Source organism: Kingella potus (assembly GCF_900451175.1).
GTDB lineage: Bacteria > Pseudomonadota > Gammaproteobacteria > Burkholderiales > Neisseriaceae > Neisseria > Neisseria potus.
In genome coordinates this window covers 799,344-823,311 of the sequence record NZ_UGJJ01000001.1, presented here as the reverse complement: position 1 = coordinate 823,311, position 23,968 = coordinate 799,344, and the positions used below count along the sequence as shown (strand labels likewise).

At 61.0% G+C, this 23,968-nt stretch carries 23 protein-coding genes and 1 tRNA gene; 15 read left to right on the top strand and 9 right to left on the bottom strand.

Translation table 11 applies throughout. The features are described from left to right. Positions 1 to 41 precede the first annotated feature (41 nt). A complete protein-coding gene (gene dnaA / locus DYE40_RS03660) occupies positions 42 to 1,589 on the bottom strand; it encodes a chromosomal replication initiator protein DnaA (RefSeq protein WP_115307781.1) in 1,548 nt (515 codons plus the stop codon). 256 nt (positions 1,590 to 1,845) lie between these two features. Between dnaA and rpmH the strand changes: the two genes are divergently transcribed. The 4 genes from rpmH to yidC all read left to right on the top strand — a co-directional run bounded on the left by rpmH (position 1,846) and on the right by yidC (position 4,410). Then, positions 1,846 to 1,980, top strand: a complete 135-nt coding sequence (rpmH, locus tag DYE40_RS03655) for a 50S ribosomal protein L34 (RefSeq protein ID WP_040658472.1) — start codon at positions 1,846 to 1,848, stop codon at positions 1,978 to 1,980. A 15-nt stretch (positions 1,981 to 1,995) separates the two neighbouring features. Continuing rightward, positions 1,996 to 2,346, top strand: coding sequence for a ribonuclease P protein component (gene rnpA, locus DYE40_RS03650; protein ID WP_425311271.1), 351 nt, complete (start codon positions 1,996 to 1,998; stop codon positions 2,344 to 2,346). Between the two features lie 2 nt (positions 2,347 to 2,348). Next, positions 2,349 to 2,561: a membrane protein insertion efficiency factor YidD gene (yidD, locus tag DYE40_RS03645; RefSeq protein WP_115307779.1), complete on the top strand. Its 213-nt coding sequence runs from the start codon at positions 2,349 to 2,351 to the stop codon at positions 2,559 to 2,561. 208 nt (positions 2,562 to 2,769) lie between these two features. Next, positions 2,770 to 4,410 (top strand): membrane protein insertase YidC, encoded by a 1,641-nt coding sequence (yidC, locus tag DYE40_RS03640; RefSeq protein ID WP_115307778.1) that lies wholly within the window; start codon positions 2,770 to 2,772, stop codon positions 4,408 to 4,410. 440 nt (positions 4,411 to 4,850) lie between these two features. On the opposite strand, the gene DYE40_RS03635 is transcribed toward yidC, so the two are convergent. After that, entirely contained in the window at positions 4,851 to 5,258 is a 408-nt protein-coding gene (locus tag DYE40_RS03635; protein ID WP_115307777.1) for a bacteriohemerythrin, read from the bottom strand. A 124-nt stretch (positions 5,259 to 5,382) separates the two neighbouring features. Then, entirely contained in the window at positions 5,383 to 6,276 is an 894-nt protein-coding gene (locus DYE40_RS03630) for an NAD(P)H-hydrate dehydratase (protein WP_115307776.1), read from the bottom strand. A gap of 175 nt (positions 6,277 to 6,451) precedes the next feature. On the opposite strand from DYE40_RS03630, the gene DYE40_RS03625 reads away from it, so the two are divergent. After that, positions 6,452 to 7,387: a LysR family transcriptional regulator gene (locus DYE40_RS03625; RefSeq protein ID WP_115307775.1), complete on the top strand. Its 936-nt coding sequence runs from the start codon at positions 6,452 to 6,454 to the stop codon at positions 7,385 to 7,387. A gap of 198 nt (positions 7,388 to 7,585) precedes the next feature. Here the strand turns inward: DYE40_RS03625 and DYE40_RS03620 are convergent, their stop codons facing one another. The 3 genes from DYE40_RS03620 to DYE40_RS03610 all read right to left on the bottom strand — a co-directional run bounded on the left by DYE40_RS03620 (position 7,586) and on the right by DYE40_RS03610 (position 9,503). After that, positions 7,586 to 8,185: a thermonuclease family protein gene (locus DYE40_RS03620; protein WP_115308270.1), complete on the bottom strand. Its 600-nt coding sequence runs from the start codon at positions 8,183 to 8,185 to the stop codon at positions 7,586 to 7,588. 242 nt (positions 8,186 to 8,427) lie between these two features. Then, positions 8,428 to 8,502: transfer RNA gene (locus DYE40_RS03615), tRNA-Arg, on the bottom strand. Between the two features lie 26 nt (positions 8,503 to 8,528). Further along, entirely contained in the window at positions 8,529 to 9,503 is a 975-nt protein-coding gene (locus DYE40_RS03610) for a polyprenyl synthetase family protein (RefSeq protein WP_115307774.1), read from the bottom strand. A gap of 207 nt (positions 9,504 to 9,710) precedes the next feature. Here DYE40_RS03610 and rplU point away from each other — a divergent pair, with 207 nt between their 5' ends. Next, on the top strand, positions 9,711 to 10,019 hold the full coding sequence (gene rplU / locus DYE40_RS03605; RefSeq protein WP_115307773.1) for a 50S ribosomal protein L21: 309 nt from the start codon (positions 9,711 to 9,713) through the stop codon (positions 10,017 to 10,019). Positions 10,020 to 10,051: 32 nt separating this feature from the next. Further along, positions 10,052 to 10,324, top strand: a complete 273-nt coding sequence (gene rpmA / locus DYE40_RS03600; protein ID WP_115307772.1) for a 50S ribosomal protein L27 — start codon at positions 10,052 to 10,054, stop codon at positions 10,322 to 10,324. A 390-nt stretch (positions 10,325 to 10,714) separates the two neighbouring features. On the opposite strand, the gene tsf is transcribed toward rpmA, so the two are convergent. The 3 genes from tsf to DYE40_RS03585 form a co-directional block, all read right to left on the bottom strand. Next, entirely contained in the window at positions 10,715 to 11,569 is an 855-nt protein-coding gene (gene tsf, locus DYE40_RS03595; protein WP_115307771.1) for a translation elongation factor Ts, read from the bottom strand. An 83-nt stretch (positions 11,570 to 11,652) separates the two neighbouring features. Beyond that, positions 11,653 to 12,390 carry a 30S ribosomal protein S2 gene (gene rpsB / locus DYE40_RS03590; RefSeq protein WP_115307770.1) on the bottom strand — a complete coding sequence of 246 codons (738 nt, stop codon included), beginning with the start codon at positions 12,388 to 12,390 and terminating at the stop codon, positions 11,653 to 11,655. A gap of 150 nt (positions 12,391 to 12,540) precedes the next feature. Continuing rightward, positions 12,541 to 12,738: a hypothetical protein gene (locus tag DYE40_RS03585; RefSeq protein ID WP_115307769.1), complete on the bottom strand. Its 198-nt coding sequence runs from the start codon at positions 12,736 to 12,738 to the stop codon at positions 12,541 to 12,543. Between the two features lie 106 nt (positions 12,739 to 12,844). Between DYE40_RS03585 and DYE40_RS03580 the strand changes: the two genes are divergently transcribed. The 8 genes from DYE40_RS03580 to DYE40_RS03545 all read left to right on the top strand — a co-directional run bounded on the left by DYE40_RS03580 (position 12,845) and on the right by DYE40_RS03545 (position 23,922). Beyond that, a complete protein-coding gene (locus DYE40_RS03580) occupies positions 12,845 to 13,375 on the top strand; it encodes an inorganic diphosphatase (protein WP_115307768.1) in 531 nt (176 codons plus the stop codon). A gap of 72 nt (positions 13,376 to 13,447) precedes the next feature. After that, on the top strand, positions 13,448 to 14,044 hold the full coding sequence (locus DYE40_RS03575; RefSeq protein WP_115307767.1) for a 5-formyltetrahydrofolate cyclo-ligase: 597 nt from the start codon (positions 13,448 to 13,450) through the stop codon (positions 14,042 to 14,044). Positions 14,045 to 14,157: 113 nt separating this feature from the next. After that, positions 14,158 to 15,564 carry a D-alanyl-D-alanine carboxypeptidase/D-alanyl-D-alanine endopeptidase gene (dacB, locus tag DYE40_RS03570; protein ID WP_115307766.1) on the top strand — a complete coding sequence of 469 codons (1,407 nt, stop codon included), beginning with the start codon at positions 14,158 to 14,160 and terminating at the stop codon, positions 15,562 to 15,564. 125 nt (positions 15,565 to 15,689) lie between these two features. Then, a complete protein-coding gene (gene dinG / locus DYE40_RS03565; RefSeq protein WP_115307765.1) occupies positions 15,690 to 17,816 on the top strand; it encodes an ATP-dependent DNA helicase DinG in 2,127 nt (708 codons plus the stop codon). Positions 17,817 to 17,932: 116 nt separating this feature from the next. Continuing rightward, positions 17,933 to 18,817 (top strand): ribosome small subunit-dependent GTPase A, encoded by an 885-nt coding sequence (rsgA, locus tag DYE40_RS03560; protein ID WP_115307764.1) that lies wholly within the window; start codon positions 17,933 to 17,935, stop codon positions 18,815 to 18,817. A 78-nt stretch (positions 18,818 to 18,895) separates the two neighbouring features. After that, positions 18,896 to 20,575: a DNA recombination protein RmuC gene (locus DYE40_RS03555; RefSeq protein ID WP_115307763.1), complete on the top strand. Its 1,680-nt coding sequence runs from the start codon at positions 18,896 to 18,898 to the stop codon at positions 20,573 to 20,575. A 380-nt stretch (positions 20,576 to 20,955) separates the two neighbouring features. After that, positions 20,956 to 22,998 (top strand): M3 family metallopeptidase, encoded by a 2,043-nt coding sequence (locus tag DYE40_RS03550; RefSeq protein ID WP_115307762.1) that lies wholly within the window; start codon positions 20,956 to 20,958, stop codon positions 22,996 to 22,998. 174 nt (positions 22,999 to 23,172) lie between these two features. Next, positions 23,173 to 23,922 carry a Nif3-like dinuclear metal center hexameric protein gene (locus tag DYE40_RS03545; RefSeq protein WP_115307761.1) on the top strand — a complete coding sequence of 250 codons (750 nt, stop codon included), beginning with the start codon at positions 23,173 to 23,175 and terminating at the stop codon, positions 23,920 to 23,922. Positions 23,923 to 23,968: the final 46 nt, after the last annotated feature.

Here is a 23,968-nt window from a genome sequence, read left to right as displayed (position 1 = left end):
TTTTCAGACGGCCTGCCTTGTCTTCGCGGCATTCCGGGTTATCAGTTTTGTATCAGCAGCAGCAGTTTTTCGTAATCCTGCGCCAGTTCGGGATCTTCCTGCCGCAGCTTGGCCACGGCTTTGATGCCGTGCATGACGGTGGTGTGGTCGCGGCCGCCGAACGCATCGCCGATGGCGGGCAGGCTCATGCTGGTCAGGTCTTTGGTCAGACTCATGGCCACCTGGCGCGGACGGGCGATGTTGCGGGTGCGCTTTTTACCCAAAAGCTCACTGATTTTGACGCGGTAGTGTTTGGCGACGGTGTCGAGTATCAGCTCGGCGGTGATGACTTTATAAGTGCTGGCAACGATGTCCTGCAAGGCTTCGGCGGCCAAATCGATGTCGATGGGCTTTTTCTGGAAGCGGCTGCTGGCTTCGACGCGCTTGAACGCGCCTTCGAGTTCGCGCACGTTGGAGCGTATGTATTTGGCGATAAAGAAAGCCGCGTCTTCGCTGATGGTTACGCCCGATGCCTCGGCTTTTTTCTGCAAAATGGCAACGCGCATTTCCAATTCGGGCGGCTCGAGTTCCAGCGTCAGACCCCACGAAAACCGCGATTTGAGGCGGTCGTCCATGCCTTCGATTTGGGCGGGCAGCACGTCGCAGGTCAGGATGAGCTGTTTTTTTTCGTTGTGGAAGTGGTTGTACAGATAGAAAAATTCTTCCATCGTACGGTCTTTTCCCTTGATAAACTGGATGTCGTCGATAATGAGCAGATCATACTGCTTGTACTGCTGCTTGAACACGTCGTAGCTGTTGTGGCGCACCGCTTTCATAAAGCTGCGGATATAGTCGTCGGCGTGCATATAGCGCACTTTGGCATCGGGACGGTTTTTCAGCAACTCGTTGCCGACGGCCTGCACCAAGTGGGTCTTGCCCAAACCTGTGCTGCCGTAGAGGAAAAAGGGATTGTAGCTGCGGCCGGGATTTTCGGCGATGGATCTGGCGGCGGCGGCGGCCATGCGGTTGCCCTTGCCCTCCACCAGCGTTTCAAACGTATAGTCGGGCGACAGATTGCTGTGGCTGTAATGGACATCGCGGGCATCGGCGGCAGCGGGTTTGCGCGGCGGCGCGGCGGCGGGTTCCGCCCGTGCTTTGGTTTCGTCCTCCGCCTGCGCCTTCGGCGGCAGGTTTTTCAGACGCTCGGCCAAAATATCCTGCGCACTCTGTTTGGCGGCAGGCCTGCGCTTTTCCGCCAATCCGGAATCAGGTGCCGGCGCATCCGCTGCGGCAGCGTTTTCAGACGGCCTCCGCACCTGCGGCTTCCCGTCCTCCGCCTGCGCCATCGGATAAGACACGCCCCGCCCCGCCTTAAACACCAGCGGGCTTTGGCCGGGCGCGAGCTCGGCGCGTACAGATTCGAACAAATCGGCAAACTGATTGCGCAACATATTGGCTGCAAACTGGTTTTTCGCATACACCGCCCACACGCCGTCCTCTTCGCCCACAGTCAGGGGCGCGATCCAAGTGTCAAACTGCCGCACGTCCAGCGTATCGTGCAGGCGGCGCAGGCAGAGCGGCCAAAATTCGGCGAGAGTCGAAGCGTGCATAAGAAAAACCGTTTGAAAATCATGCAGTAATCATGCATTACAGAAACGCGCACAGGCAGACGCGTGCGGTATGGGACGGCGGATTATAGCCGAAAAGCCCGCCTGCCGCCACGCAGCCGCCGACCGCAAACGGCGCAAATGCCGCCTGTTGCGCCGCAGCGGCTGCCCGGCGGCGGCGGGCATTCATTTGATTGACAAAAACAAGAATTTAGGTTGTAATCGCGCGTTTTTCAGACAAACCGATTTAGGAAACATCATGAAACGCACCTACCAGCCCTCCGTTACCAAACGCAAACGCACCCACGGCTTCCTTGTCCGCTCCCGCACACGCGGCGGCCGCGCCGTTTTGGCCGCACGCCGCGCCAAAGGCCGCAAGCGTCTCGCCGTATAAGCGCGGAGCCGTTTGTTGGAACGCTTCGGCAGGCAGTACCGCCTCTTGAAAACGGAAGAATTTTCTTCCGTTTTTGCTTTCAGGAAACAGCGGCGCGGCGAGCTGCTGCAAATTTTGTATTCCGCCGCCAACCCGTACGGCCACGCCCGTCTCGGGCTGGTAGTGGCGAAAAAAACCGCCCGCCGCGCCCACGAGCGCAACTACATGAAGCGCGTTATCCGCGACTGGTTCCGGCGGCACAAGAACACCCTGCCGCCCTGCGATTTCATCGTCCGCGTCCGCCGCGCTTTCGATTGTGCCGAAGCCCCCGCCGCCCGTGCCGAGCTGGCGCGACTGATGGCCGCAGCGAAAAAAAAGCGTGTGTAAACATGGGCGCGAAGCTGCTGCTGGCATTAATCCGTTTCTACCAATACTGCATCAGTCCGCTTGTTCCGCCGCGCTGCCGCTACACGCCCACCTGTTCGCAATATGCCATCGAAGCCGTGCGCCGCTACGGCGCATTAAAAGGCGGCCTGCTGGCTTTGAAACGCATCGCCCGCTGCCATCCGTGGGGCGGCCACGGCCACGATCCCGTGCCGTGATACCGTCCGCCGGCGGATGTTTCCGATACGGAGGATGCCGCCTGCGGCAGGCAGGCTGTAAAATTGGCTGTTTTCAGACGGCCCCATCCCCGACAGGCCGTCTGAAAACACAATCCGGCAAACCGTGGCGCGAAGTTCCTGCCGCCGACGTTTTCAGACGGCCTTTACCGCCGTTCCGCCACATCCCACATACATTTTAGGAAATCCGATGGATGCCAAAAGAATGACCCTGTTTTTCGCCGTTTCCGCGCTGATACTGTTCGGCTGGGAATGGTTTTTCCCCGCGCCGAGGCCCGTGCAAAATCCGGCGGCGCAGTCCGCACAACAGGCTGCGGCACCGGCCGCCGCACAGGCGGTGCTGAATCCCACCGTGCCGCTGACCGTTTCCACCGACACCGTTGCCGCCGTTATCGACGAAACCAGCGGCGACCTGCGCGGCCTCACCCTGCTCAAATACAACTCCGCCGACGACGAAAGCAAACCCTTCTCCCTGTTTGAAAACGGCAAAGACGGCATATACATCGCCCAATCCGACCTGATAGACGAAACCGGACGCAGCCTGACGCAGGGTTTGAGCTTCAAAAGCGCGAAAAAACAATACGGCCTTGAAAACGGCAAAGCCGAAGTCCGCCTCACCGCCACCACCGCTTACGGTTTGGAAATTGCCAAAACCTACACCTTCACCCAGGGCAGCTATCTGATCAACGTGCGCTTCGATGTGGCCAACCGCAGCGGCAAGCCGCTCAAAGCCGCCGCCGCCTACCGCGTCGTCCGCGACAGCAAAACGCCTGCCGGACAGGGCTACTTTATGTCCAGCTACACCGGCCCCGTCCTCTACACCCCCGAAGGCAATTTCCAAAAAGTTTCCTTCTCCGATTTGGACGACGACTTCCAAAAAGGCCGCGACCAGGCCGAATACGAACGGCAGACCCAATCCGGCTGGATCGGCATGAGCCAGCACTACTTCTTCTCCGCATGGATACTGCAGCCCAAAGAAGGCCAAAGCATCTGCGCGGCCTCAGGCTGCCGCATCGACATCAAGCGGCGCGAAGGCGGCCTCTATACCGCAGGCGTGTCCGCAGCCGAACCCGATCTGCCCGCCGGCGCGACGCGCAGCTATGCCGCCAACCTCTACGCCGGCCCGCAAACCACCGCCGCACTGGGCAAAATCGCCGACCACCTCGAACTGGTCAAAGACTACGGCCGCGTCCACTGGCCGGCCACCGCCCTCTTCTGGCTGATGGACAAACTGCACGGCATCACCGGCAACTGGGGCTGGGCGATTGTCCTGCTTACCGTCATCGTCAAAATCATCCTCTACCCGCTCAACAACGCCGCCTACAAATCCATGGCGAAAATGCGTGCCGTCGCCCCCAAACTCGAAGCGCTGAAAAAACAATACGGCGACGACCGCATGGCAATGCAGCAGGCCATGATGCAGATGTATAAAAGCGAGAAAATCAACCCGCTGGGCGGCTGTCTGCCCATGCTGCTGCAAATTCCGATTTTCATCGGCCTCTACTGGGCGATATTCAGCTCGGTCGAGCTGCGCCAGGCTCCCTGGCTGGGCTGGATTACCGATCTTTCCCGCCACGATCCCTGGTTCATCCTGCCCGTGCTGATGACCGCCACCATGATGTTCCAAACCACCCTCAATCCGCCGCCTTCCGACCCGATGCAGGCAAAAATGATGAAGATCATGCCTTTGGTGTTCTCCGTCATGTTCTTCCTCTTCCCCGCCGGACTGGTGCTTTACTATGTGGTGAACAACATTCTGACCATCGCCCAGCAGATGCACGTCAACCGCGCCACCGAACGGGCGCGCCAAAACGGCGAAGTGGTTTCCTAAACCCTACGCCCGAAAACCGAAAGGCCGTCTGAAAACACAGCTTCGGCAAAGCTGTTTTCAGACGGCCTTTTTCGCCATATAAGGCGCGTGGCGGCTCTGCCATGATCGCATTTTTGCGTTTGGGAAAAGCCTGATTGGCTGCGTTGCGCCGCCCGGACGATACGCCCTATATGCGTCCGATGGGATGACGCAGCAGCGGCGCACACGGTTGCGGCTGTTGGCACGGTGTTTTGCAAAACAGTTAAAAGGCCGTCTGAATACGCAAAACCGCGTGCGTGGTTTGTGCCACACACCCGACACACGGCAAACAGGCATCACATTTGCGGCACACCGGCACAAACGGCATTCATGCGCCGGACGGCAAGCATACAAGAGAGGCCGTCTGAAAACGCCAAATACGGTTTTCAGACGGCCTCTTGTGTTCTTGTCTGCCTGGCGGCTTACAGTCCCAGCTTTTCTTTCACATGGCGCACATAGCCGTGGTCGTTGCGGCGGATATGCATAAACAGCCAGGTTTCGAGAATGTCCAGCAGCTCCTGGCTGACATCGTCGCCGTTGTCAAAGCGGCCTTTGTAGGTCTGCACTTTGTTGACGAAATTTTCATGTACGCGGTGGTGCGCGTCAACCAGCGGATATTCCGCCATTTTCAGCAGGTCTTCTTCGTCGGAAAAGTGCTGTACGGTGTATTCGATCAGATGATCCAAAGCCTGGCCCACCGCTTCGCGGTTGCCGGCAACGTGTGCGTCGTGCATTTCGTTGATGTACTGCACAAGGATTTTATGCTGTTCGTCCACCTGCTCGATGCCGGTGTCCAAATCGGAAGTCCAATGCAAAAACGGTTCTGACATTTTTTATTTCCCCGGTTAGTGTTGTTGATGAAGCGGAGGATTATAGGACGTTCAATGTAAAGAAAAGATAACATTGCCGTCTTCCTCCTCCTTATTTTTACGGAATTTGATTTTTATCAAATAGTTATTTTAATTCGTTATCAATCAGCATATTGCGCAGCCAGCGGGCGGCGGGGGCGATTTCTCCGGCCAGCAGGCCGGCCGGCCCCATGCCTGATGCGGCGAGTATGTCGGCCGCCGCACCGTGCAGCCACACGCCGGCACAGGCCGCTTCAAACGGTTCGCAGCCTTGTGCCAGCAGGCTGCCGATGATGCCCGAGAGCACGTCGCCGCTGCCTGCGGTGGCCAGCCCTGCGTTGCCGCTGCGGTTTTCGTAGGTTTCCCCGCCTGGGCGGCACACCAGCGTACGGTGTCCTTTCAGCACCGCCACCGCGCCGAAGCGTTCCGCCAGCCGCCGCACCGCATCCGCACGGCGGCTCTGAATCTGCGCGGTTGCGGTGCCCAACAGCCGCGCGGCTTCGGCCGGATGGGGGGTAATGACCAGCGTCGGATAACGCGCCGCAGCATCCGCCAGGCCGGCATCTCCTGCCAGCAGGTTGAGCGCGTCGGCATCCAAGAGCAGCGGCGTATCGGAGGCCGTCTGAAAAAGCGTACCGAGCAGGCGGGACGCGCCCTCTGCCGTACCCAGGCCGCAGCCTGCCGCACGGGCGGACACATCGCCGCGCCGCGCCAGCGTGTCCGCCGTTGCCTGCATGATTTCGGGAAAACCGGCAACAAACGGCATCGGCAGAGCCTCGCGGTGAAACCCCGCCCACACTTTGCCGCAGCCGGCCAGCAATGCGGCCGAAGCAGCCAGCACCACCGCGCCGGCCATGCCCTGTGCGCCGCCGAATACCGCCAGCGTGCCGAAAGTGCCTTTGTGGCTGTTTTCGGCACGGGGTGCGGCGAGAAAGGGAAAACGGCGTGCGGCTTCGCCGGGGGAAAGGTTTTCAGGCAGACGGTAAAGACTGTATTGCATATGAGGATTCCTGATACAGGTTTGGGTGTTCGGACGAGCCCGATTGTACGCAAAATACCGCCAGAAAGCCCGCCGCACCTTGTTTTCAGACGGCCTCTGTCCTGCATATTTGCGCCGTCTGTATGAATTATTTTAATATTGCCGTCTTTTTCCCCCGCCGCCGAAAGCCGAAATTATGGAATCCGTTATCGAACTGCGCCATCTGAAAACCCTGCTCGCGCTGGAAGAAACCGGCAGCGTGTCGCTGGCGGCACAACGCATCTTCCTGACCCAGTCTGCCCTGTCCCATCAAATCCGCACGCTGGAAAGCTATTACGACACGCCGCTGTTTGAGCGCAAGTCCAATCCGCTGCGCTTTACGCCCGCAGGGGCAAGGCTGGTGGAGCTGGCCCGCGATCTGGTGCCCAAAGTGGCCGCCGCCGAACGCGATATGGCGCAGATTATCGAAGGCGAGGCGGGCGAACTGCGGCTGGCGGTGGAATGCCACACCTGTTTCGACTGGCTGATGCCCGCGATGGGCGAATTCCGCCCGCTGTGGCCGAAGGTGGAATTGGATATTGTGTCCGGCTTCCAGGCCGATCCCGTCGGCCTGCTGCTCTCCTACCGCGCCGATCTGGCCATTGTGTCCGAAGCCGTGCCGCAGGCGGGCATTGCCTACCATCCCCTGTTTTCCTACGGCATGGTCGGCATCTGCGCCCCGGATCATCCGCTGGCCGCCAAAGAAATCTGGCAGGCGGAAGACTTCGCAGACGACACGCTGATTACCTATCCCGTACCCGACGATATGCTGGATTTGCTGCGCAAGGTGCTGCTGCCCGCCGGCATCAACCCCGCCCGCCGCCACAGCGAGCTGACCGTCGCCATCATCCAGCTCGTCGCCAGCCGCCGGGGCATTGCCGCCCTGCCCCATTGGACGGTGATGCCGTATTTGGAAAAAGGCTATATTGCCGCCCGACAAATCACGAACGAAGGCCTGCAAAGCGAACTTTTCGCCGCCGTGCGCAAAGAGGACGAATACAACAGCTATCTGACCGAATTCTGCCAAATCGTGCGCGACCAGGGCTTCGCCACCCTGCCCATCCTGAGCGTGCCGGGAGAACAGGCCGTCTGAAAGCGCAGCTTCAACGAAGTTAAAACACGGATAAGAATATGCGGCAGGCCGTCTGAAAAACATTCAGACGGCCTGTTTCCTTACCTGTCGGAAAAACACAAAACCACACTGCGGCAAGACTTGTCCGCATATCCGATTGTGCCGCCCATGCGGCCGCATCGCCGCATCATCCGGCAAACGCGCGGATTTCAGACGGCCTTACTGCCTGCGCTGCTGCCAACGGAATTTCCACGGGGCGACGGCATCGCGTTTCTGCCACAGCCCCGCACGGCTGCGGCGCGCTTCGGCTTCGGCCTGCGCATAAGCGGCATAATCCGTTTTGTCCTGCTGTTTTTTGGCAATGGAAACGTAGTGCCACGCCGCCCCCGCCTCGATTTGGCCCAGATTGACATCTGCTCCGTCGGCACGCAGGTAGGCGACTTCGCGGCCGTACTGGTCGGTGTCTGTTACCCGCACCTGCACCGTTTTGCCGAGTATCAGGCCGCTCAGACGGTTGCGGCTGGCGAGCCCGTAGGCTTGGTCGGTTTCGGGTGCGTCGATGTAGGCGAGGCGGATTTTGTGCTTTGCGCCGTGGGTGTCGGTGATGCGGACGGTGTCGCCGTCGTGTACGTCGGTTACACGGCCTTCGTAGCTTGAAGCGTTCCGCGCAGTGGCGGCGGTGCGCCCGTGCCGTGCCGCCCCGCTTTCGGCGGCGGTGTGCACGCTGCGCGGCAGAAATTGCGCGTCGGCAGAACGGGGCAGGCCGAATACGCCGGACGCGGCGGCGAGCCACAGCAGCAGTATTTTCGGTTGGAACATGGCGGTTTCTCCGATAGAAAAAGGCGGGATTTTACCGTATTTGCGGCCGAGGCCGTCTGAACGCCGCGCAACCGTGCCGGAAAAACGGATCAAGGCCGTCTGAAAAACGGCTTTTCAGACGGCCTGATGGGAGCAGGTATAACGGGACAAAATAGGCAAGATACGGAGCGGCAAGGCCGCAGATTTTTTATTTTGCCCCACCATAGAAAAACGGACGCACCCGCAAGTGCGTCCGTTTGTTGTGGCCCCGCCGACAGGAATCGAACCTGTATTTTACGCTTAGGAGGCATACGTTCTATCCGTTGAACTACGGCGAGAAAGGGAAACGGTTTTTCAAAGCGGCTTACGACACACGCGCCAGCGATTCTTCCGCCAGGCTGCGCATGGCGCGGGTAATTTCGTTGTCGGGCAGCCTGTCCAGACAGGCAACGGCATTGTCCACCGCAATCTGCGCCTGCCGCTTGCAATAGGCCAGCGCGTCGGAGGCAAGCACATGGGCGAGAATCTGCCCGAAACGGCTGCGGTCGGCGTTTTCCAGCGCATCGCGCACGTCCCGCGCCGCTTCGGGCCTACCCTGATTCATCAAATAGATGAGCGGCAGCGTGGGCTTGCCTTCGGCAAGATCGTCGCCGACGTTTTTGCCGATTTCGGCAGGATCGCCGCAATAATCCAAAATGTCGTCGACAATCTGGAAGGCCGTGCCGACGTGCATACCATAGTCTTTCAGCGCGGCTTCCTGCTGCTCCGCCGCACCCGCCAGTATCGCGCCCACCTGGGCGGCAGCTTCAAAGAGTTTGGCGGTTTTGTACTGGATAACGCGCAGATACTCGCCTTCGCTGATGGCGGTGTTGCCGATATTCATCAGCTGCATCACTTCGCCTTCGGCGATGATATTGGTGGCATCGGCCATCACTTCGAGAATTTTCATGCTGCCAGAGCCGACCATCAGTTGGAATGCGCGGGTGTACAAAAAGTCGCCCACCAAAACGGCAGCGGCATTGCCGAACAGATTATTGGCGGTTTCGCGCCCGCGCCGCATATCGCTCTCGTCTACCACATCGTCGTGCAGCAGCGTGGAAGTATGGATAAATTCCACCATCGCGGCAAGGGAATAGAGTTTGTCGCCGTCGTATCCCAGCGATTTGCCCGCAAGAATGGTAATGATCGGGCGCAGCCGCTTGCCGCCCGCGCCGATAATATAGCTGCCGATTTGCGAAATCAGGGCGACTTCCGACCGAACCGCCCGCTCGACCACCTGATTGACGCGGCCGAGATCGGTTGCAAGGTTTTGTTGGAAATAGGGCAGGTTTTCAAGCATAAGACACTCAAAACGGCAGAAGCGGGCAGGCTTTGCGGGACGGGTTTGGAAAAGGGCGGGATTATAGCAACAAAGGCCGTCTGAAAAAAGGCGCACGAAAGACGGAGCACAACAGAGTTTGACAAAACAGGCACTTGGCCATAGAATGCGCAGTTTCGCGCATGGTGCGCGGAATTTTTTAATCCAAAATATCTCATGGAGTTGAGTATGTACGCGGTCGTAAAAACCGGCGGCAAACAGTATAAAGTTTCCGTCGGCGAAAAATTGAAAGTAGAACAGATACCTGCCGAACTCGACAGCCAAATCGAACTGAACGAAGTTCTGATGATTGCTGACGGCGAATCTGTAAAAGTAGGCGCACCCTTTATCGCAGGCGCGAAAGTAACCGCCAAAGTCGTGGCACACGGACGCGGCGAGAAAATCCGCATTTTCAAAATGCGCCGCCGCAAACACTATCAGAAACGCCAGGGCCACCGCCAGAATTTCACCGAAATCGAAATCGTGGCCATCGCCTGATTAAGCAACCGAACATTTAAGGAGTTTGAACCATGGCAAGTAAAAAAGCAGGCGGCAGCACCCGCAACGGCCGCGATTCCGAAGCCAAACGTCTGGGCGTAAAAGCCTTCGGCAGCGAGCTGATTCCCGCCGGTTCCATCATCGTGCGCCAGCGCGGCACCAAATTCCATGCAGGCGACAACGTCGGCATGGGTAAAGACCACACCCTGTTCGCCAAAGTGGACGGCTATGTGGAATTTGCCGTCAAAGGCCGTCTGAACCGCAAAACCGTCAGCGTCCGCCCCTACACCGGCGAAGAAGCGTAAAACGGCAGCAGCTTGGAACGAAACCCGCCCTTCTGTATGGGCGGGTTTCTTATTGTCCGTATTTTCCGACGGCAATCCTTGCCCCCTAATGCGGCCGTGCAAACCTGTTTGGCATATCAGGCAGCAAACCGCAGGCGGCACTTAAAGATGCGAAACAGGCATACCTGCATTTGAAACCTCTTGGAAAACCATTCCTTTCGGAATAAGGCGCGGCAAACCAAAGCAGCACCGGCATCCCGATTATGCGGCAACGGAAACGCCGCCCGCCTGCAAACGGCGTTCCTCCGCATCCCATGCAGGCCATGCCGCCTTTTCAGACGGCCTCTCCGGCAGAAAAGGCAAAACAAAGCCCGCCTTTGCGGGCGGGCTGCTTGAAAAGCGCAAACCGTATCAGACTTTGGCGGCGGCGGCCACTTCTGCGGCGTAATCGACTACGGCTTTTTCAATGCCGTCGCCGACTTTGTAACGTACAAAGCTGACAACTTCCGTATTGTTTTCTTTCAAAAACTGGGCAACCGTCTGGTCGGGATTCATCACAAATGCCTGTCCGTTCAGCGTGATTTCGGCCAGGAATTTTTTGATGCGGCCTTCTACCATTTTGGCGGCGATGTCGGCGGGTTTGCCCGATTCGGCGGCCTGCTGGGTGTAGATGCGGCGTTCTTTTTCAACGGTTTCGGCATCCACTTCGTCTTCGGATACGCATTGGGGCTTGGCGGCTACGATGTGCATACCGACTTTGCGGGCGGCATCTTCGTCGCCTTTGTATTCGACCAGTACGCCTTCGGTAGCCAGCGCGCCGTGGATGTAGGCGGCCAGTTTGTTCGGTGTTTCGATAACCTGGAAACGGCGCACGGACATATTTTCGCCGAGTTTGGCGATAATGGCTTTGCGCTCTTCTTCCGCCAGCGTGCTGAGTTCTTCGACGGTGGCGGGTTTTTTCTCAGCGGCGGTTTTGGCTACGGAGTTGGCAAAGGCGATAAAGCCTGCGTCTTTGGCAACGAAGTCGGTTTCGCAGTTCACTTCCACCAATGCGCCGGTGTTGCCTTCGACAGCGTAGGCCAATACGCCTTCGGCGGCGGTGCGACCTGCCAGTTTGCCGGCTTTGGCACCGGATTTGATGCGCAGGATTTCTTCGGCTTTTTCGATGTCGCCTTCGGCTTCGACGAGGGCTTTTTTGCATTCCATCATGCCCAGACCGGTGGCGGCGCGCAGGTCGGCAACCATTTTTGCAGTAATTTCTGCCATGTTGTATCTCCAAATGATTTTAAGGTTACAGGCCGTCTGAAAAGGATTTTTCAGACGGCCTTTTGCAGTTTCGGTTGGAAACCTTATTCCGCAGCGGCGGCTTCGGCAGCCTGTACGGCGGCCAGGGTTTCGGCTACGGCCTGGTTTTTACCCTCCAAGACGGCATCGGCGATGCCGCGGCAGTAGAGGCGGATGGCTTTGGCGGAGTCGTCGTTGCCGGGAATGACGTGTTTCACGCCGTCGGGGCTGTTGTTGGTATCCACCACGGCAATCACGGGGATGCCGAGTTTCTCGGCTTCGATCAGCGTGCCTTTCTGGTAGCCGGTGTCAATGACGAAAATCGCATCGGGCAGGCCTTTCATGTTTTTGATGCCGCCGAGCGAACGTTCCAGTTTTTCCACTTCGCGCGTCAGATCGAGCAGCTCTTTTTTGCTGTAGCCGCTGGTTTCGGCATTGGCCAAAACCGCGCTTTTCTCTTCGAGGCGTTTGATGGACTGTTTGACGGTTTTGTAGTTGGTCAGCATACCGCCGAGCCAGCGGTGGTCGACAAACGGCATACCGGCGCGGACGGCTTCCTCGCGGATGATTTCACGCGCCTGGCGTTTGGTGCCGACAAACAGCACGGTGCCTTTGGCGGCGATGAGGCGGCGTACGGCTTCCTGTGCCTCTTGGAACAGCGGCAGGGTTTTTTCCAGATTGACGATGTGGATTTTGTTGCGCGCACCGAAAATGTAGGGAGCCATTTTCGGGTTCCAGAAACGGGTTTGGTGGCCGAAATGTACGCCTGCTTCGAGCATCTGGCGCATGGTAACTTGAGACATAAATATCCTTGAAAGGGTTAGTGCATACACCCTGCGCACAGAATTTCCGCTGCGGGAAACACCCTTCGGGCGCGGGATGCGGGCTTTGGTTGGAAAATAAAAAACGCTTTTTGAGACAAAAAGCGGCGGAATTATACGGGCGGGAGCGCGTCAGGGCAAGTGCCTGCCGTTTTCCTCTTCGCGCTTCATCCGCCGGTTGCGCAGGCGGATATAGGCCGACCACAGCATGAAGGCGGTGGGCAGCACGGTAAAAAACACAAAATAGACCAGCTTGCGCGCCAAGCCGGGCTGGGCAAGGGAAAACATCAGCGTAACGAATACGTAACCGATTAAAACAATGTGCCACATAGCGCGTGCTTCCCGCAGAAGGTTTTCAGACGGCCTCCATTATATAGACATATAGACGCTGCTATAATCGCGCCTTTTCCCGTTTTGCAAACCGAGAGGAACCACTATGGCAGACTTCAACCAAATCCTTGACGCGGGCGACGTGGACGGCGGCATCATCAACGTCGTTGTCGAAATTCCCGCCGGCTCGAACCACAAAATCGAGTGGAACCGCCGCCTTGCCGTCATGCAGCTTGACCGTGTCGAGCCGCAGGCTTTCGCCAAACCCACCAACTACGGCTTCATCCCGCAAACCCTGGACGAAGACGGCGACGAACTCGACGCGCTCATCATCACCGACACCCCGCTGCCCACCGGCATTTTCCTCGAAGCCAGAGTCATCGGCGTGATGAAATTCGTGGACGACGGCGAAGTGGACGACAAAATCGTCTGCGTCCCCGCCGACGACCGCCACACCGGCAACGCCTACAATGCGCTCTCCGACCTGCCCGCGCAGCTTGTCCGACAAATCGAATTCCACTTCAACCACTACAAAGACCTGAAAAAACCCGGCAGCACCAAAGTGGAACACTGGGGCGGCATTGACGAAGCCAAAGCCGTCATCCGCGAATCGCAGCAACGCTGGCACAAACGCTAAACCGTATCGGAGGCCGTCTGAAACCATATTTTCAGACGGCCTTTGCACAACCTTTGTAAGGCAGAAACCGCCATGACCGACACCGCCAAGCAGCAAAAGCAGGCTCTGCGCCGCCGGTTCCGCGCACTGCGCAACGCCCTCTCCCGCAGCGAGCGGCAGCGTGCCGGACGCGAAATCGTCCGCCGCCTCAAACCCCTCATCCGGCGCGGCAAAACCACCGCCATCTACTGGCCTTCGGGCAGCGAAGCCGACCTGCGCCCGCTGCTGCGCACCGCCGCCGCACGCCGTGCCGAAATCCGCCTGCCCTACATTGTGGCAGGCAGCCGACGGATGTGGTTTACCCCCTACACCGAAGGCGCGAAACCGGAGCGTGCGCGCGGCCGCGGCACACTGTGCATCCCCCAGTTTGCCGGCGGCAAAGTCCGCGCCGACCGCCTCGATGTCATCATCCTGCCCGTTGTCGCCGCCGACCGCAACGGCTGCCGCCTCGGACAGGCGGGCGGCTACTACGACGCAAGCCTCGCGGCCTGCCGTTTCAGACGGCCTCTTGCCCTTGCCGCCGGTTTCGCCTGCCAGCTTGCCGACGAGCTGCCGCGCGAAGCGCACGACATCCTGCTCGACGGCTTTGTGTCCGAACGGCACAACCTGCGCTTTACCCGCCGCCGGTAAAACGTCCGCACGCCCGCTGCTTGTACAGGCCGTCTGAAAACGAATGCAGTAAGTTTCAGCGAAGCCAAAACCCCGCCTCCGCATCCTCCAAACCCGCCACGCCCCGAACAGCCATGCCGCAACGCCTCTGCCTCCTTTTCTGCCTCGCCGCCCTGCCCGCCGCCGCCGTCGATTTCGGACGGATACGGCCGGACGAAGTATCGTTTTTCGTCCAAGACCTGCAAAGCGGCAAAGTGCTGGCCGAACACCGCGCCGACGTACCGCTCAATCCCGCCTCCACCATGAAACTCGTAACCGCCTATGCCGCCCTGCGCGCCCTCGGCGGCGGCTTCCGCTGGCAGACCGAATTCAAATCCGCCGCCCCGCTGCGCGGCAATCTGCTCGACGGCGATTTGTACTGGACGGGCAGCGGCGATCCCATGTTCGACATACCCGACCTCTTGGAAATGCAGGCGCAGCTCGGCGACAACGGCGTACGCCACATCGGCGGCAGGCTGGTGTTCGACCGCAGCCTCTGGCCGCACACCGGCTCGTCCTACGGTTTTGCCAACGATGCGGAACACGCCTTTACCACCGCCCCCGATCCGCAGATGCTTGCCTACAAAGTCGTCCGCCTCACCCTCCGGCGCGGCGCGGACGGCTCGCTGACGGCGCAAACCACGCCGCCGTTGCCCGAAGTGCCGCTGTACAACCGCGCCGTTTTCACCGCCTCGCCCGCACCCTGCCCCAAACCCCGCCGTTTTCTGCGGGGGAAGTACGAAAACGGCATACTCTCCGTACAAGGCAGCGCGCCGCCCTCCTGCGCGGGAAAAGACATCTACGTCAATATGTTCGGCACACAGGAATTTGCCCGCCGCAGCTTCGCAACCTACTGGCGGCAGGGCGGCGGCATCCTGGCCGACGGCGCGGCGGCCGGCAAAACACCCGCCGCCGCCCGCACCCTCGCCCGCGTGCAGTCGCGCCCCCTGCGCGAAGTGCTGGCCGAAATGAACAAACACTCCAACAACATCATCGCCCGCACCGTCTTCCTCACCATCGGCCGCGAAGCCGCCGCCGACAAAAGCCGGCAAAACCCCGCCGCCGCCGTCCGCGCCCAGCTTCTGCTCTCGGGCATCCCCACCGCACCGCTGGTGCTGGAAAACGGCTCCGGCCTGTCGCGGCGCGAACGCATTTCCGCCCGCATGATGGGCGAAATCCTCGCCGCCGCCTACCACAGCCCGCTGCGCCAAGAATTTGCCGACAGCCTGCCGGCAGCGGGCTACGACGGCACGCTCAAATCCCGTTTCCGCCACATCGGCAGGCCGCTGCGCCTGAAAACCGGCACGCTGGCCAACGTACGCGCCCTTGCGGGCTATTATCTCGGCCACAAGCCCGTATCCGTCGTCGTCATCATCAACAGCCCGCGGGCCGGCCGGCTTTTGGGCGAACTCGACCGCCTTACCGAACGCCTGATTTTCCCGCCGCCCGAGCCGCACCCCGACGGCGGCGCAGCTCCCGCGTCCGCACCGCAACAGCCGTAAACGCCGCCACAGAAAAGGCCGTCTGAAACCTGCCTTTTCAGACGGCCTTGCCGCGTTTTCCGAACGCATCCGCCCGCCATCGGCTACAATCGCGCCGAACACGAAAGGCCGTCTGAAAACAAAATATGCTCACCGATTTGGAAAAAACCGCCATCCGCGACCACTACCGCGCCATCTCCGAAAACCTGCCGCAGTTCCGCCCGCGTGCGGCACAGCGGCAGATGATTGCGGCCGTGGCCAACGCCTTTGCGCGCAGCAAAACCCGCGCCGAAGGAGAGGACCCGCCCGAACGCAAAGGCGAGAGCATTGCCGTGATCGAAGGCCCCACCGGCGTAGGCAAATCGCTGTCTTACCTGCTGGCCGGCGGCATCATGGCGCAGACGCGGGAAAAACGCCTCATCGTATCCAGCGCGACCATCGCCCTGCAAGAACAGCTCGTCCACCGCGACCTGCCGTTCCTCATCGAAAAAAGCGGCCTGCAACTCAGCTTCGCGCTGGCCAAAGGGCGCGGCCGCTACCTCTGCCCCTACAAGCTCTACCAGCTCACGCAAAACAACGCCCAGGCCTCGCTGGCCGGGTTTGAGCGGCCAGTATTGTGGGACAGCAAGCCCTCGCCGTCGGATCTGGACACCCTGCACCATATCGCCGGCGAATTTGCCGCCCGCCGCTTCAACGGCGACCGCGACACCTGGCCGGAAAAAATCCCCGACCCGCTCTGGCAGCAGCTGACCAACGACCGCCACGGCTGCCTCAAAGCCGCCTGCCCAAACAGAGCCGAATGCCCCTTCTACCTCGCCCGCGAAACCCTCGACACCGTAGACGTCATCGTGGCCAACCACGACCTGCTCCTGTCCGACATCGCCATGGGCGGCGGAGTCATCCTGCCGCCGCCCGAACACAGCTTCTACTGCATCGACGAAGCACACCATCTGGCGAAAAAGGCCGTCAGCCGCTTCGCCGCCGAACACTCGCTCAACCAAACCCTGTGGATGCTCGACAAGCTCCCGCCCCTTATCGACAAAATCATCGGCCTGACCGGCAAAGACGAAGCAGGCAGCCTCGCCGACGAAGCCGCCGCCTCGCTGCTCGAAAGCCTCAACGAATGGCAGTTCCACCTCAACAGCGAACCCGCCCTCGACCTGCCCGAAGACGGCAGCGACCCCGTCTGGCTGTGGGAAGACGGCAAAACCCCCGAAGATCTCGCCCTGCTGGCCGCCAACACCGCCGCCGCCGCCCGCGCCCTGCTGCAAAACACCAACCGCCTCAGCGACGCGCTTTCCGCCGCCCGCCGCGAAAAAGACCAGGACGGCCCGCTCCTCGACCGCACCGCCGCCGACTTCGGCTACTTCGTATCCCGTGCCGAACAGATTGCCGACGTATGGGAACTCATGGCCGCCGACACCCCCGAAGGCAGCGAACCGCTGGCCAAATGGATAGAACGCCGCCCCAACGACAAAAACGACTACCTCTTCCACGCCAGCCCCATCTCCGGCGCGGCCACCCTCGCCAACGGCCTGTGGCGGCGCGCCGCCGGCGCAGTCCTCACCTCCGCCACCCTGCGCTCGCTCGGCAGCTTCAGCCTGCTGCTGCGCCAGACCGGCCTCACCCGCCTGCCCGACACCGAAACCCTCGCCCTCGAAAGCCCCTTCGATTTTGCCGCACAAGGCGAACTCTACATCCCCCCGCTTTCCGCCAGCCCCAAGCAGCCCGCCGAACACACCGATGCCGTCGTCGAATGGCTGCCCAAACTCATCTCCCCCGCCGAACCCGTCGGCACGCTGGTACTCTTCACCTCGCGCAAGCAGATGAACGAAACCGCCATGCGCCTGCCCGCCGCCTACCTGCCCCTCATACTCGTACAGGGCGAAATCCCCAAAGCCGCACTGCTCGAACGCCACCGCGACGCAATCGCCGCCGGCAAAGCCAGCATCATCTTCGGGCTGGACAGCTTCGCCGAAGGGCTCGACCTGCCCGGCGAAGCCTGCGTCCACGTCATCATCGTCAAACTCCCCTTCTCCATGCCCGACAACCCCATCGAAAAAACACAAAACCGCTGGATAGAGCAACGCGGCGGCAACCCCTTCATCGAAGTAACCGTGCCCGAAGCCGGCATCAAACTCATCCAGGCCGCCGGCCGCCTCATCCGCACCGAAAGCGACTACGGCCGCGTAACCATCCTCGACAACCGCATCCTCACCCAACGCTACGGCCGCCAACTCCTCGCCTGCCTGCCGCCGTTCAAAAGAATCTGACAGGCCGTCTGAAAACCGTTGCGGCCAATGCAGACAAAGGCTTTCGCGCCCGCACCCGTTTTTCAGACGACCTCTGCTACAATCCGCCCTTTATCCGCCCGCCGAAACCGCACACCATGACCGACACCGCCCGCATCACCGCCAGCTACGGCCGCCGCTACACCGTCCGCACCGCCGACGGCCGCAGCTACGATGCCACCACCCGCAAAAAGCGCGTCGACTACGCCTGCGGCGACTTCGTACACATCCAAATACAAAACGCCGAACAGGCCGTCATCACCGGCTACCTCCCCCGCACAAGCCTGCTTTACCGCCAAGACGCATGGCGCACCAAACTCATCGCCGCCAACACCGGCCAAATGTTCGTCGTAACCGCCGCCGTCCCCAGCCCGAACGAAATCCTGCTGCAACGCGCCCTCTTGGCCGCCGAAGCCGCCGGCATCGCCGCCTTTGTCGTCCTCAACAAAACCGACCTGCCCGAAAGCGCGTCCCTGCGCGGAAAACTCGCCTTCTATGCCGCGCTCGGCTACCCCGTCATCGAAACCTGCGCCGCCGAAAACGCCGCCGCCCTGCTGCCCGCCATGCGCGGACACACCAACATCTTCCTCGGCCAGTCCGGCATGGGCAAATCCACCCTCACCAACGCCCTGCTCGGCCGCGATGCCGCCCGCACCGGCGGCATCTCCGCCGCCCTCGACTCCGGCCGCCACACCACCACCCACGCCCAACTCTACGACCTCGGCAGCGACACCTTCCTCATCGACTCCCCCGGCTTGCAGGAATTCGGCCTCCACCACCTCGACCCCGCCGCCCTCCTGCACCACTTCCCCGACCTGCGCCACCTCGCCGGACAATGCCGCTTCCACAACTGCACCCACCGCCGCGAACCCGGCTGCGCCGTCAAACAGGCCGCCGAAAGCGGCACCGTCTCCCCGCAGCGCACCGCCTTCCTGCAACGCATCACCGACGAACTGGCCGCCGCCCGCAGACAGGCCGTCTGAAACCGCATACCCCGCCCCGCAGCCTGCCGGAAATTTTCCCGTTTTTTTACCCAAGCCGCCGAAAGCGGCCGCGACACCATGATTCCCGAACTCCTCCCCACCGCCGCCGCCCTCGCCGCCGTCCTCATTGCCGCCGCCCTCGCCGCCCTCATCACCCGCCTCGTCTGCCAAAACAGCCACCAGACCCGCGCGGCCGAACGCGAACGGCTCCACCAAAGCGAACTGGCCGAAGCCGCATACCGCCTCACCGCCCTCGAAGAACGGCACGCACGCCTGATGGCCGACCACCGCCGCGCCGAAGAAAACCTCGCCGCGCAAACCGCCCGTTCAGACGGCCTCGGAGGCCGTCTGAACGCCGCCGAAACCGAACTGGCCGCCGCCAAAGTCCACGTCCGCCGCCTGCCCTCCCTGCAAGCCGAACTCGACCAGGCCCGCGCCGAAGCCGCCCGCCTGCACGACCGCATCGGCGAGCTCGGCAACCAGGCCGCCGCCGCCGAAAGCCAAATCCGCCACCTCGCCGCGCAAACGGAAGAAACAGGCCGTCTGAAAACCGCCTTTTCCGATCTGCAACAGCAGCTTGCCGACAGCCGCGTGCAAAACGAACGCCTCGCCACCCAAATCGCAACAGAGCGGCAGGCGCACGAAGAAAAACTCGCCCTGCTCGACGAAGCCCGCGACGCGCTCGGCAGCCGCTTCCAACACCTCGCCAACCAAATCCTCGAAGAAAAAAGCCGCCGTTTCAGCGAACAAAACCGCGAACAGCTCGGCCTGCTGCTCAACCCCCTCAACGAAAAACTCGGCGGCTTCTCCCAACTGGTGCAGGCCACCTACGAAAAAGAAGCCAAAGAACGCCTCACCCTCGAAAACGAACTCAAACGCCTGCAACAGCTCAACAGCCGCCTGCACGACGATGCCGCCGCCCTCACCCGCGCCCTCACCGGCAGCCGCAGCAAAAGCCAGGGCGACTGGGGCGAGATGATTCTGGAAAGCGTGCTCGAACACTCCGGCCTGCAAAAAGGGCGCGAATACACCGTCCAGGCCGCCTCCGTGCAAACGCAGGACGACGGCAGCACCCGCCGCCTGCGCCCCGACGTACTCGTCAACCTGCCCGACGGCAAGCAAATCGTCATCGACAGCAAAGTCTCGCTCACCGGCTACGTGCGCCACACCCAGGCGCAAAGCGAAGAAGAAGCCCGCGCCGCCCTTGCCGACCACATCCAGTCCGTGCGCCGCCACGTTGCCGAACTGGCTGCCAAAAAATACAGCGAGATAGACGGCCTCGACACCCTCGATTTCGTCTTCATGTTCATCCCCGTCGAGCCGGCCTACCTGCTCGCCCTGCAACACGACGGCAGCCTGTTTCAGGAATGCTTCGACAAACGCATCATGCTCGCCGGCCCCTCCACCCTCCTGGCCACCCTGCGCACCGTTGCCAACATCTGGCGCAACGAACAGCAAAACCGCAACGCGCTGGCCATCGCCGAAGAAGGCGGCCGCCTCTACGACAAATTCGCCGGCTTCGTCGAAAGCCTGCAAAGCGTCGGCAAAAACCTCGAACAGGCGCAAACCGCCTACCAAAAAGCCTTCGGCCAGCTCAAAGACGGACGCGGCAACCTCATCGGCCGCGCCCAAAAGCTGCACCGGCTCGGCGTGAAAGCCGGCAAACAAATCGACCGCAAACTCGCGGAAGAAGCCGCAGAAAACGAAGAAACCGCCGCCCTGATTGCCGCCGGCAAAACGGAAGAGGCGGAAGAATAAACAGCCGCCAAAGCAGGAGGTATCGGTGAAATCCGTACACGCGGCGAATCCGCACAGCCTGCGCGGACATAAGGTAGGGTGTGTCGCCCCAAAGGCGACGCACGCGTTCTCTGTATTGCAGCGAATCGGGATGTTTCCCAAGCAGCAAAAACCGCGTGCGCGGCTGCGCCACACACCCTACCCGGCGGCAAGAGGCCGTCTGAAAACCACAAAACGCCGTTTTCAGACGGCCTGCCGCCGTGCAGGGGCTGTAATTCCGCCAAACAGCCCCATTTGGCCGGCTGCACGGTTTGACCAAACCCGTTTTCAGACGGCATCAGAGGCCGTCTGAAAAACGCACAGCCTTTCCCCAACCCATTTTCAAGCAAACGAGTATTTATATGACCGACAACCCCCTGCTCCATCTGGGCGACGAGCCCCGTTTCCCCGACATCCGCCCCGAACACATCCGCCCTGCGATGGAAACCGCCATGGCCGAAGCCCGCGCCGAACTGGCGCAAATCAAGTCCGAAGCCGCACCGTCATGGGCAAACACCGTCGAACCGCTCACCGGCCTGACCGAGCGCGTCGGCCGCATCTGGGGCGTAACCGCCCACCTCAATTCCGTCGCCGACACGCCCGATCTGCGCGCCCAATACAACGCCCTGATGCCCGAAGCCACCGCCTTCTTCACCGAAATCGGCCAAGACATCGAACTCTACAACCGCTTCAAAACCATCAAAGCCTCGCCCGAATACGCCGGCCTGTCCGACGCGCAGAAAACCAAGCTGGAACACGACCTGCGCGATTTCGCACTCGCCGGCGCGGAGCTTCCGCCCGAGCAGCAGGAACGCCTGGCCGCGCTGCAAACCGAAGCGGCGCAGCTTGGCGCGAAGTTTTCGCAAAACGTGCTCGATGCCACCGACGCGTTCGCCCTGTATTTCGATGACGAAGGCCGTCTGAACGGCCTCGATGCCGACGAAAAAGCCATGTTTGCCGCCGCCGCAGAGGCCGAAGGCAAAAGCGGCTGGAAAATCGGCCTGCAAATCCCGCACTATCTGGCCGTCATGAAACACGCCGACAGCCGCGAACTGCGCCGGCAGATGCACTACGCCTACCTAACCCGCGCCAGCGAACTGGACAACGGCGGCAAATTCGACAACACCGCCCTCATCACCCGCAGCCTCGAAATCGCGCTGGAACAAGCCCGCCTGCTCGGTTTCCAAAACTACGCCGAACTGTCGCTGGCCACCAAAATGGCCGACTCGCCGCAACAGGTGCTGGATTTCGTCCGCGACCTCGCCCGCCGCGCCAAGCCCGCAGGCAGAAAAGATCTGTCCGAGCTGCAAGACTTCGCCCGCGCCGAACTGGGCTTGGAGCAGCTCGAAGCCTGGGACATCGCCTACGCCTCGGAAAAACTGCGCGAAGCCAAATACGCCTTCTCCGAAAGCGAAGTCAAACGCTACTTCCCCGCCGGAAAAGTGCTCGACGGCCTGTTCGGCCAAATCGGCCGCCTCTACGGCATCCGCCTCAAAGAACGCAAAGTCCCCGTATGGCACGAAGACGTGCGCTACTACGAACTGGAAAAAGACGGCGCATTCGTCGGCGGCGTGTACATGGATCTGTACGCCCGCGAAGGCAAACGCGGCGGCGCGTGGATGAACGACTACAAAGGCCGCCGCCGCTTCGCCGACGGCCGCCTGCAAACCCCCGCCGCCTACCTCGTCTGCAACTTCACCCCGCCCGTAGGCGGCAGGGAAGCCCGCCTGAGCCACGACGAAATCATCACCCTCTTCCACGAAACCGGCCACTGCCTGCACCACCTGCTGACCGAAGTGGACGAACTGGGCGTGTCCGGCATCAATGGCGTGGAATGGGACGCAGTGGAGCTACCCAGCCAGTTTATGGAAAACTTCGCCTGGGAATACGAAACCCTGCGCGGAATGTCCGCCCACGAAGAAAGCAGCGAAGCCCTGCCCGAAGCGTTGTACCGCAAAATGCTCGCAGCCAAAAACTTCCAAGTCGGCCTCTTCCTCGCCCGCCAAACCGAATTCGCCCTGTTCGATATGCTGATATACAGCGAAACCGATACAGGCCGTCTGAAAGACTGGCCGCAGGTGCTGGAAAACGTACGCGCCGAAGTCGCCGTCATCCCGCAGCCCGCCTACAACCGCTTTGCCAACAGCTTCGGCCACATCTTCGCCGGCGGCTACTCCGCAGGCTATTACAGCTACGCCTGGGCCGAAGTATTGAGCGCGGATGCCTACGCCGCCTTTGAAGAAAGCGGCAACCACGCCGCCACCGGAGCGCGTTTCCTCGCCGAAATCCTCTCGCGCGGCGGCTCGCGCGGCGCGGCAGAATCCTTCCGCGCCTTCCGCGGCCGCGAACCCAATGCCGACGCGCTGCTGCGCCACCTGGAGCTGACAGACGGCGAAGCCGCATAAGGCAGCGCGTCTGCCGAAAGAAAAGGCCGTCTGAAAACCGCAAAACGGTTTTCAGACGGCCTTTTGCCGCCGCAGCCAAAACCTTGCCCGACTTCGCCGGCCTCCCGCACATCCGGCAAAAGCCGTATTCCGCTACAATGCCGCGCCTTGGAAACCACAACACAAGGACACCCCATGGCCTCATGCCGCGACATCCTCGCCTGGTGCGACGACACCCTGCAAACCCGCCTCTTTAAAGACTACGCCCCCAACGGCCTGCAAGTAGAAGGCGTGGCAAACGTTACCAAAATCGCCGCCGCCGTTACCGCCAGCCGCGCCGCCGCCGAATTTGCCGCAGAACAGGGCGCGGAGCTGCTGCTCGTCCACCACGGCCTCTTCTGGAAAAGCGAGCCGCCCACCATCACCGGCTGGAAAAAAGCCCGCATCGAAACCCTGCTGCGCCACGGCACCAACATGGCCGGCTACCACCTGCCCCTGGACGCACACCCCGAGCTGGGCAACAACGCACAACTTGCCAAGCTGATGGGCTGGCAGAGCGAATACACCTGCGGCGAGCAAAACCTGCTGCACATAGGCCGTCCGCACAGCCCGCAGACCGCCGCAGGAATTGCAGCGGATTTGGCGCAAAAACTCGGACGCGAACCGACGCTGGCCGGACTGTCCGACCGCCCCGCCGCACGCATCGCCTGGTGTACCGGCGGAGCGCAGGGCTTTTTTCAGACGGCCATAGACGAAGGCGCGCAAATCTACATTACCGGCGAAATCTCCGAAGCCCAATACCACCTCGCCCGCGAAACCGGCACCACCTTCATCTCCGCCGGCCACCACGCCACCGAACGCTACGGCATCCGCGCGCTGGCCGAAGCCGCCGGCCGCGCGTTCGGTGTGGAGGTCTGCTTTCTCGACGAACAAAACCCTGCTTAAAGTCAAAAAACACTTCAAAAATTTACCTTATTTTAAATAATGCTTT

Coding starts and splice junctions, on each gene's coding strand:
- DYE40_RS03585 (WP_115307769.1), bottom strand. CDS start 12,738: ATGTGGCACATTGTTTTAATCGGTTACGTATTCGTTACGCTGATGTTT.
- dinG (WP_115307765.1), top strand. CDS start 15,690: ATGCTCACCGATTTGGAAAAAACCGCCATCCGCGACCACTACCGCGCC.
- rpsB (WP_115307770.1), bottom strand. CDS start 12,390: ATGTCTCAAGTTACCATGCGCCAGATGCTCGAAGCAGGCGTACATTTC.
- rpmA (WP_115307772.1), top strand. CDS start 10,052: ATGGCAAGTAAAAAAGCAGGCGGCAGCACCCGCAACGGCCGCGATTCC.
- tsf (WP_115307771.1), bottom strand. CDS start 11,569: ATGGCAGAAATTACTGCAAAAATGGTTGCCGACCTGCGCGCCGCCACC.
- DYE40_RS03630 (WP_115307776.1), bottom strand. CDS start 6,276: ATGCAATACAGTCTTTACCGTCTGCCTGAAAACCTTTCCCCCGGCGAA.
- dacB (WP_115307766.1), top strand. CDS start 14,158: ATGCCGCAACGCCTCTGCCTCCTTTTCTGCCTCGCCGCCCTGCCCGCC.
- DYE40_RS03545 (WP_115307761.1), top strand. CDS start 23,173: ATGGCCTCATGCCGCGACATCCTCGCCTGGTGCGACGACACCCTGCAA.
- rpmH (WP_040658472.1), top strand. CDS start 1,846: ATGAAACGCACCTACCAGCCCTCCGTTACCAAACGCAAACGCACCCAC.
- rsgA (WP_115307764.1), top strand. CDS start 17,933: ATGACCGACACCGCCCGCATCACCGCCAGCTACGGCCGCCGCTACACC.
- DYE40_RS03550 (WP_115307762.1), top strand. CDS start 20,956: ATGACCGACAACCCCCTGCTCCATCTGGGCGACGAGCCCCGTTTCCCC.
- DYE40_RS03635 (WP_115307777.1), bottom strand. CDS start 5,258: ATGTCAGAACCGTTTTTGCATTGGACTTCCGATTTGGACACCGGCATC.
- dnaA (WP_115307781.1), bottom strand. CDS start 1,589: ATGCACGCTTCGACTCTCGCCGAATTTTGGCCGCTCTGCCTGCGCCGC.
- DYE40_RS03625 (WP_115307775.1), top strand. CDS start 6,452: ATGGAATCCGTTATCGAACTGCGCCATCTGAAAACCCTGCTCGCGCTG.
- DYE40_RS03580 (WP_115307768.1), top strand. CDS start 12,845: ATGGCAGACTTCAACCAAATCCTTGACGCGGGCGACGTGGACGGCGGC.
- DYE40_RS03620 (WP_115308270.1), bottom strand. CDS start 8,185: ATGTTCCAACCGAAAATACTGCTGCTGTGGCTCGCCGCCGCGTCCGGC.
- yidD (WP_115307779.1), top strand. CDS start 2,349: ATGGGCGCGAAGCTGCTGCTGGCATTAATCCGTTTCTACCAATACTGC.
- DYE40_RS03555 (WP_115307763.1), top strand. CDS start 18,896: ATGATTCCCGAACTCCTCCCCACCGCCGCCGCCCTCGCCGCCGTCCTC.
- rplU (WP_115307773.1), top strand. CDS start 9,711: ATGTACGCGGTCGTAAAAACCGGCGGCAAACAGTATAAAGTTTCCGTC.
- yidC (WP_115307778.1), top strand. CDS start 2,770: ATGGATGCCAAAAGAATGACCCTGTTTTTCGCCGTTTCCGCGCTGATA.
- DYE40_RS03575 (WP_115307767.1), top strand. CDS start 13,448: ATGACCGACACCGCCAAGCAGCAAAAGCAGGCTCTGCGCCGCCGGTTC.
- DYE40_RS03610 (WP_115307774.1), bottom strand. CDS start 9,503: ATGCTTGAAAACCTGCCCTATTTCCAACAAAACCTTGCAACCGATCTC.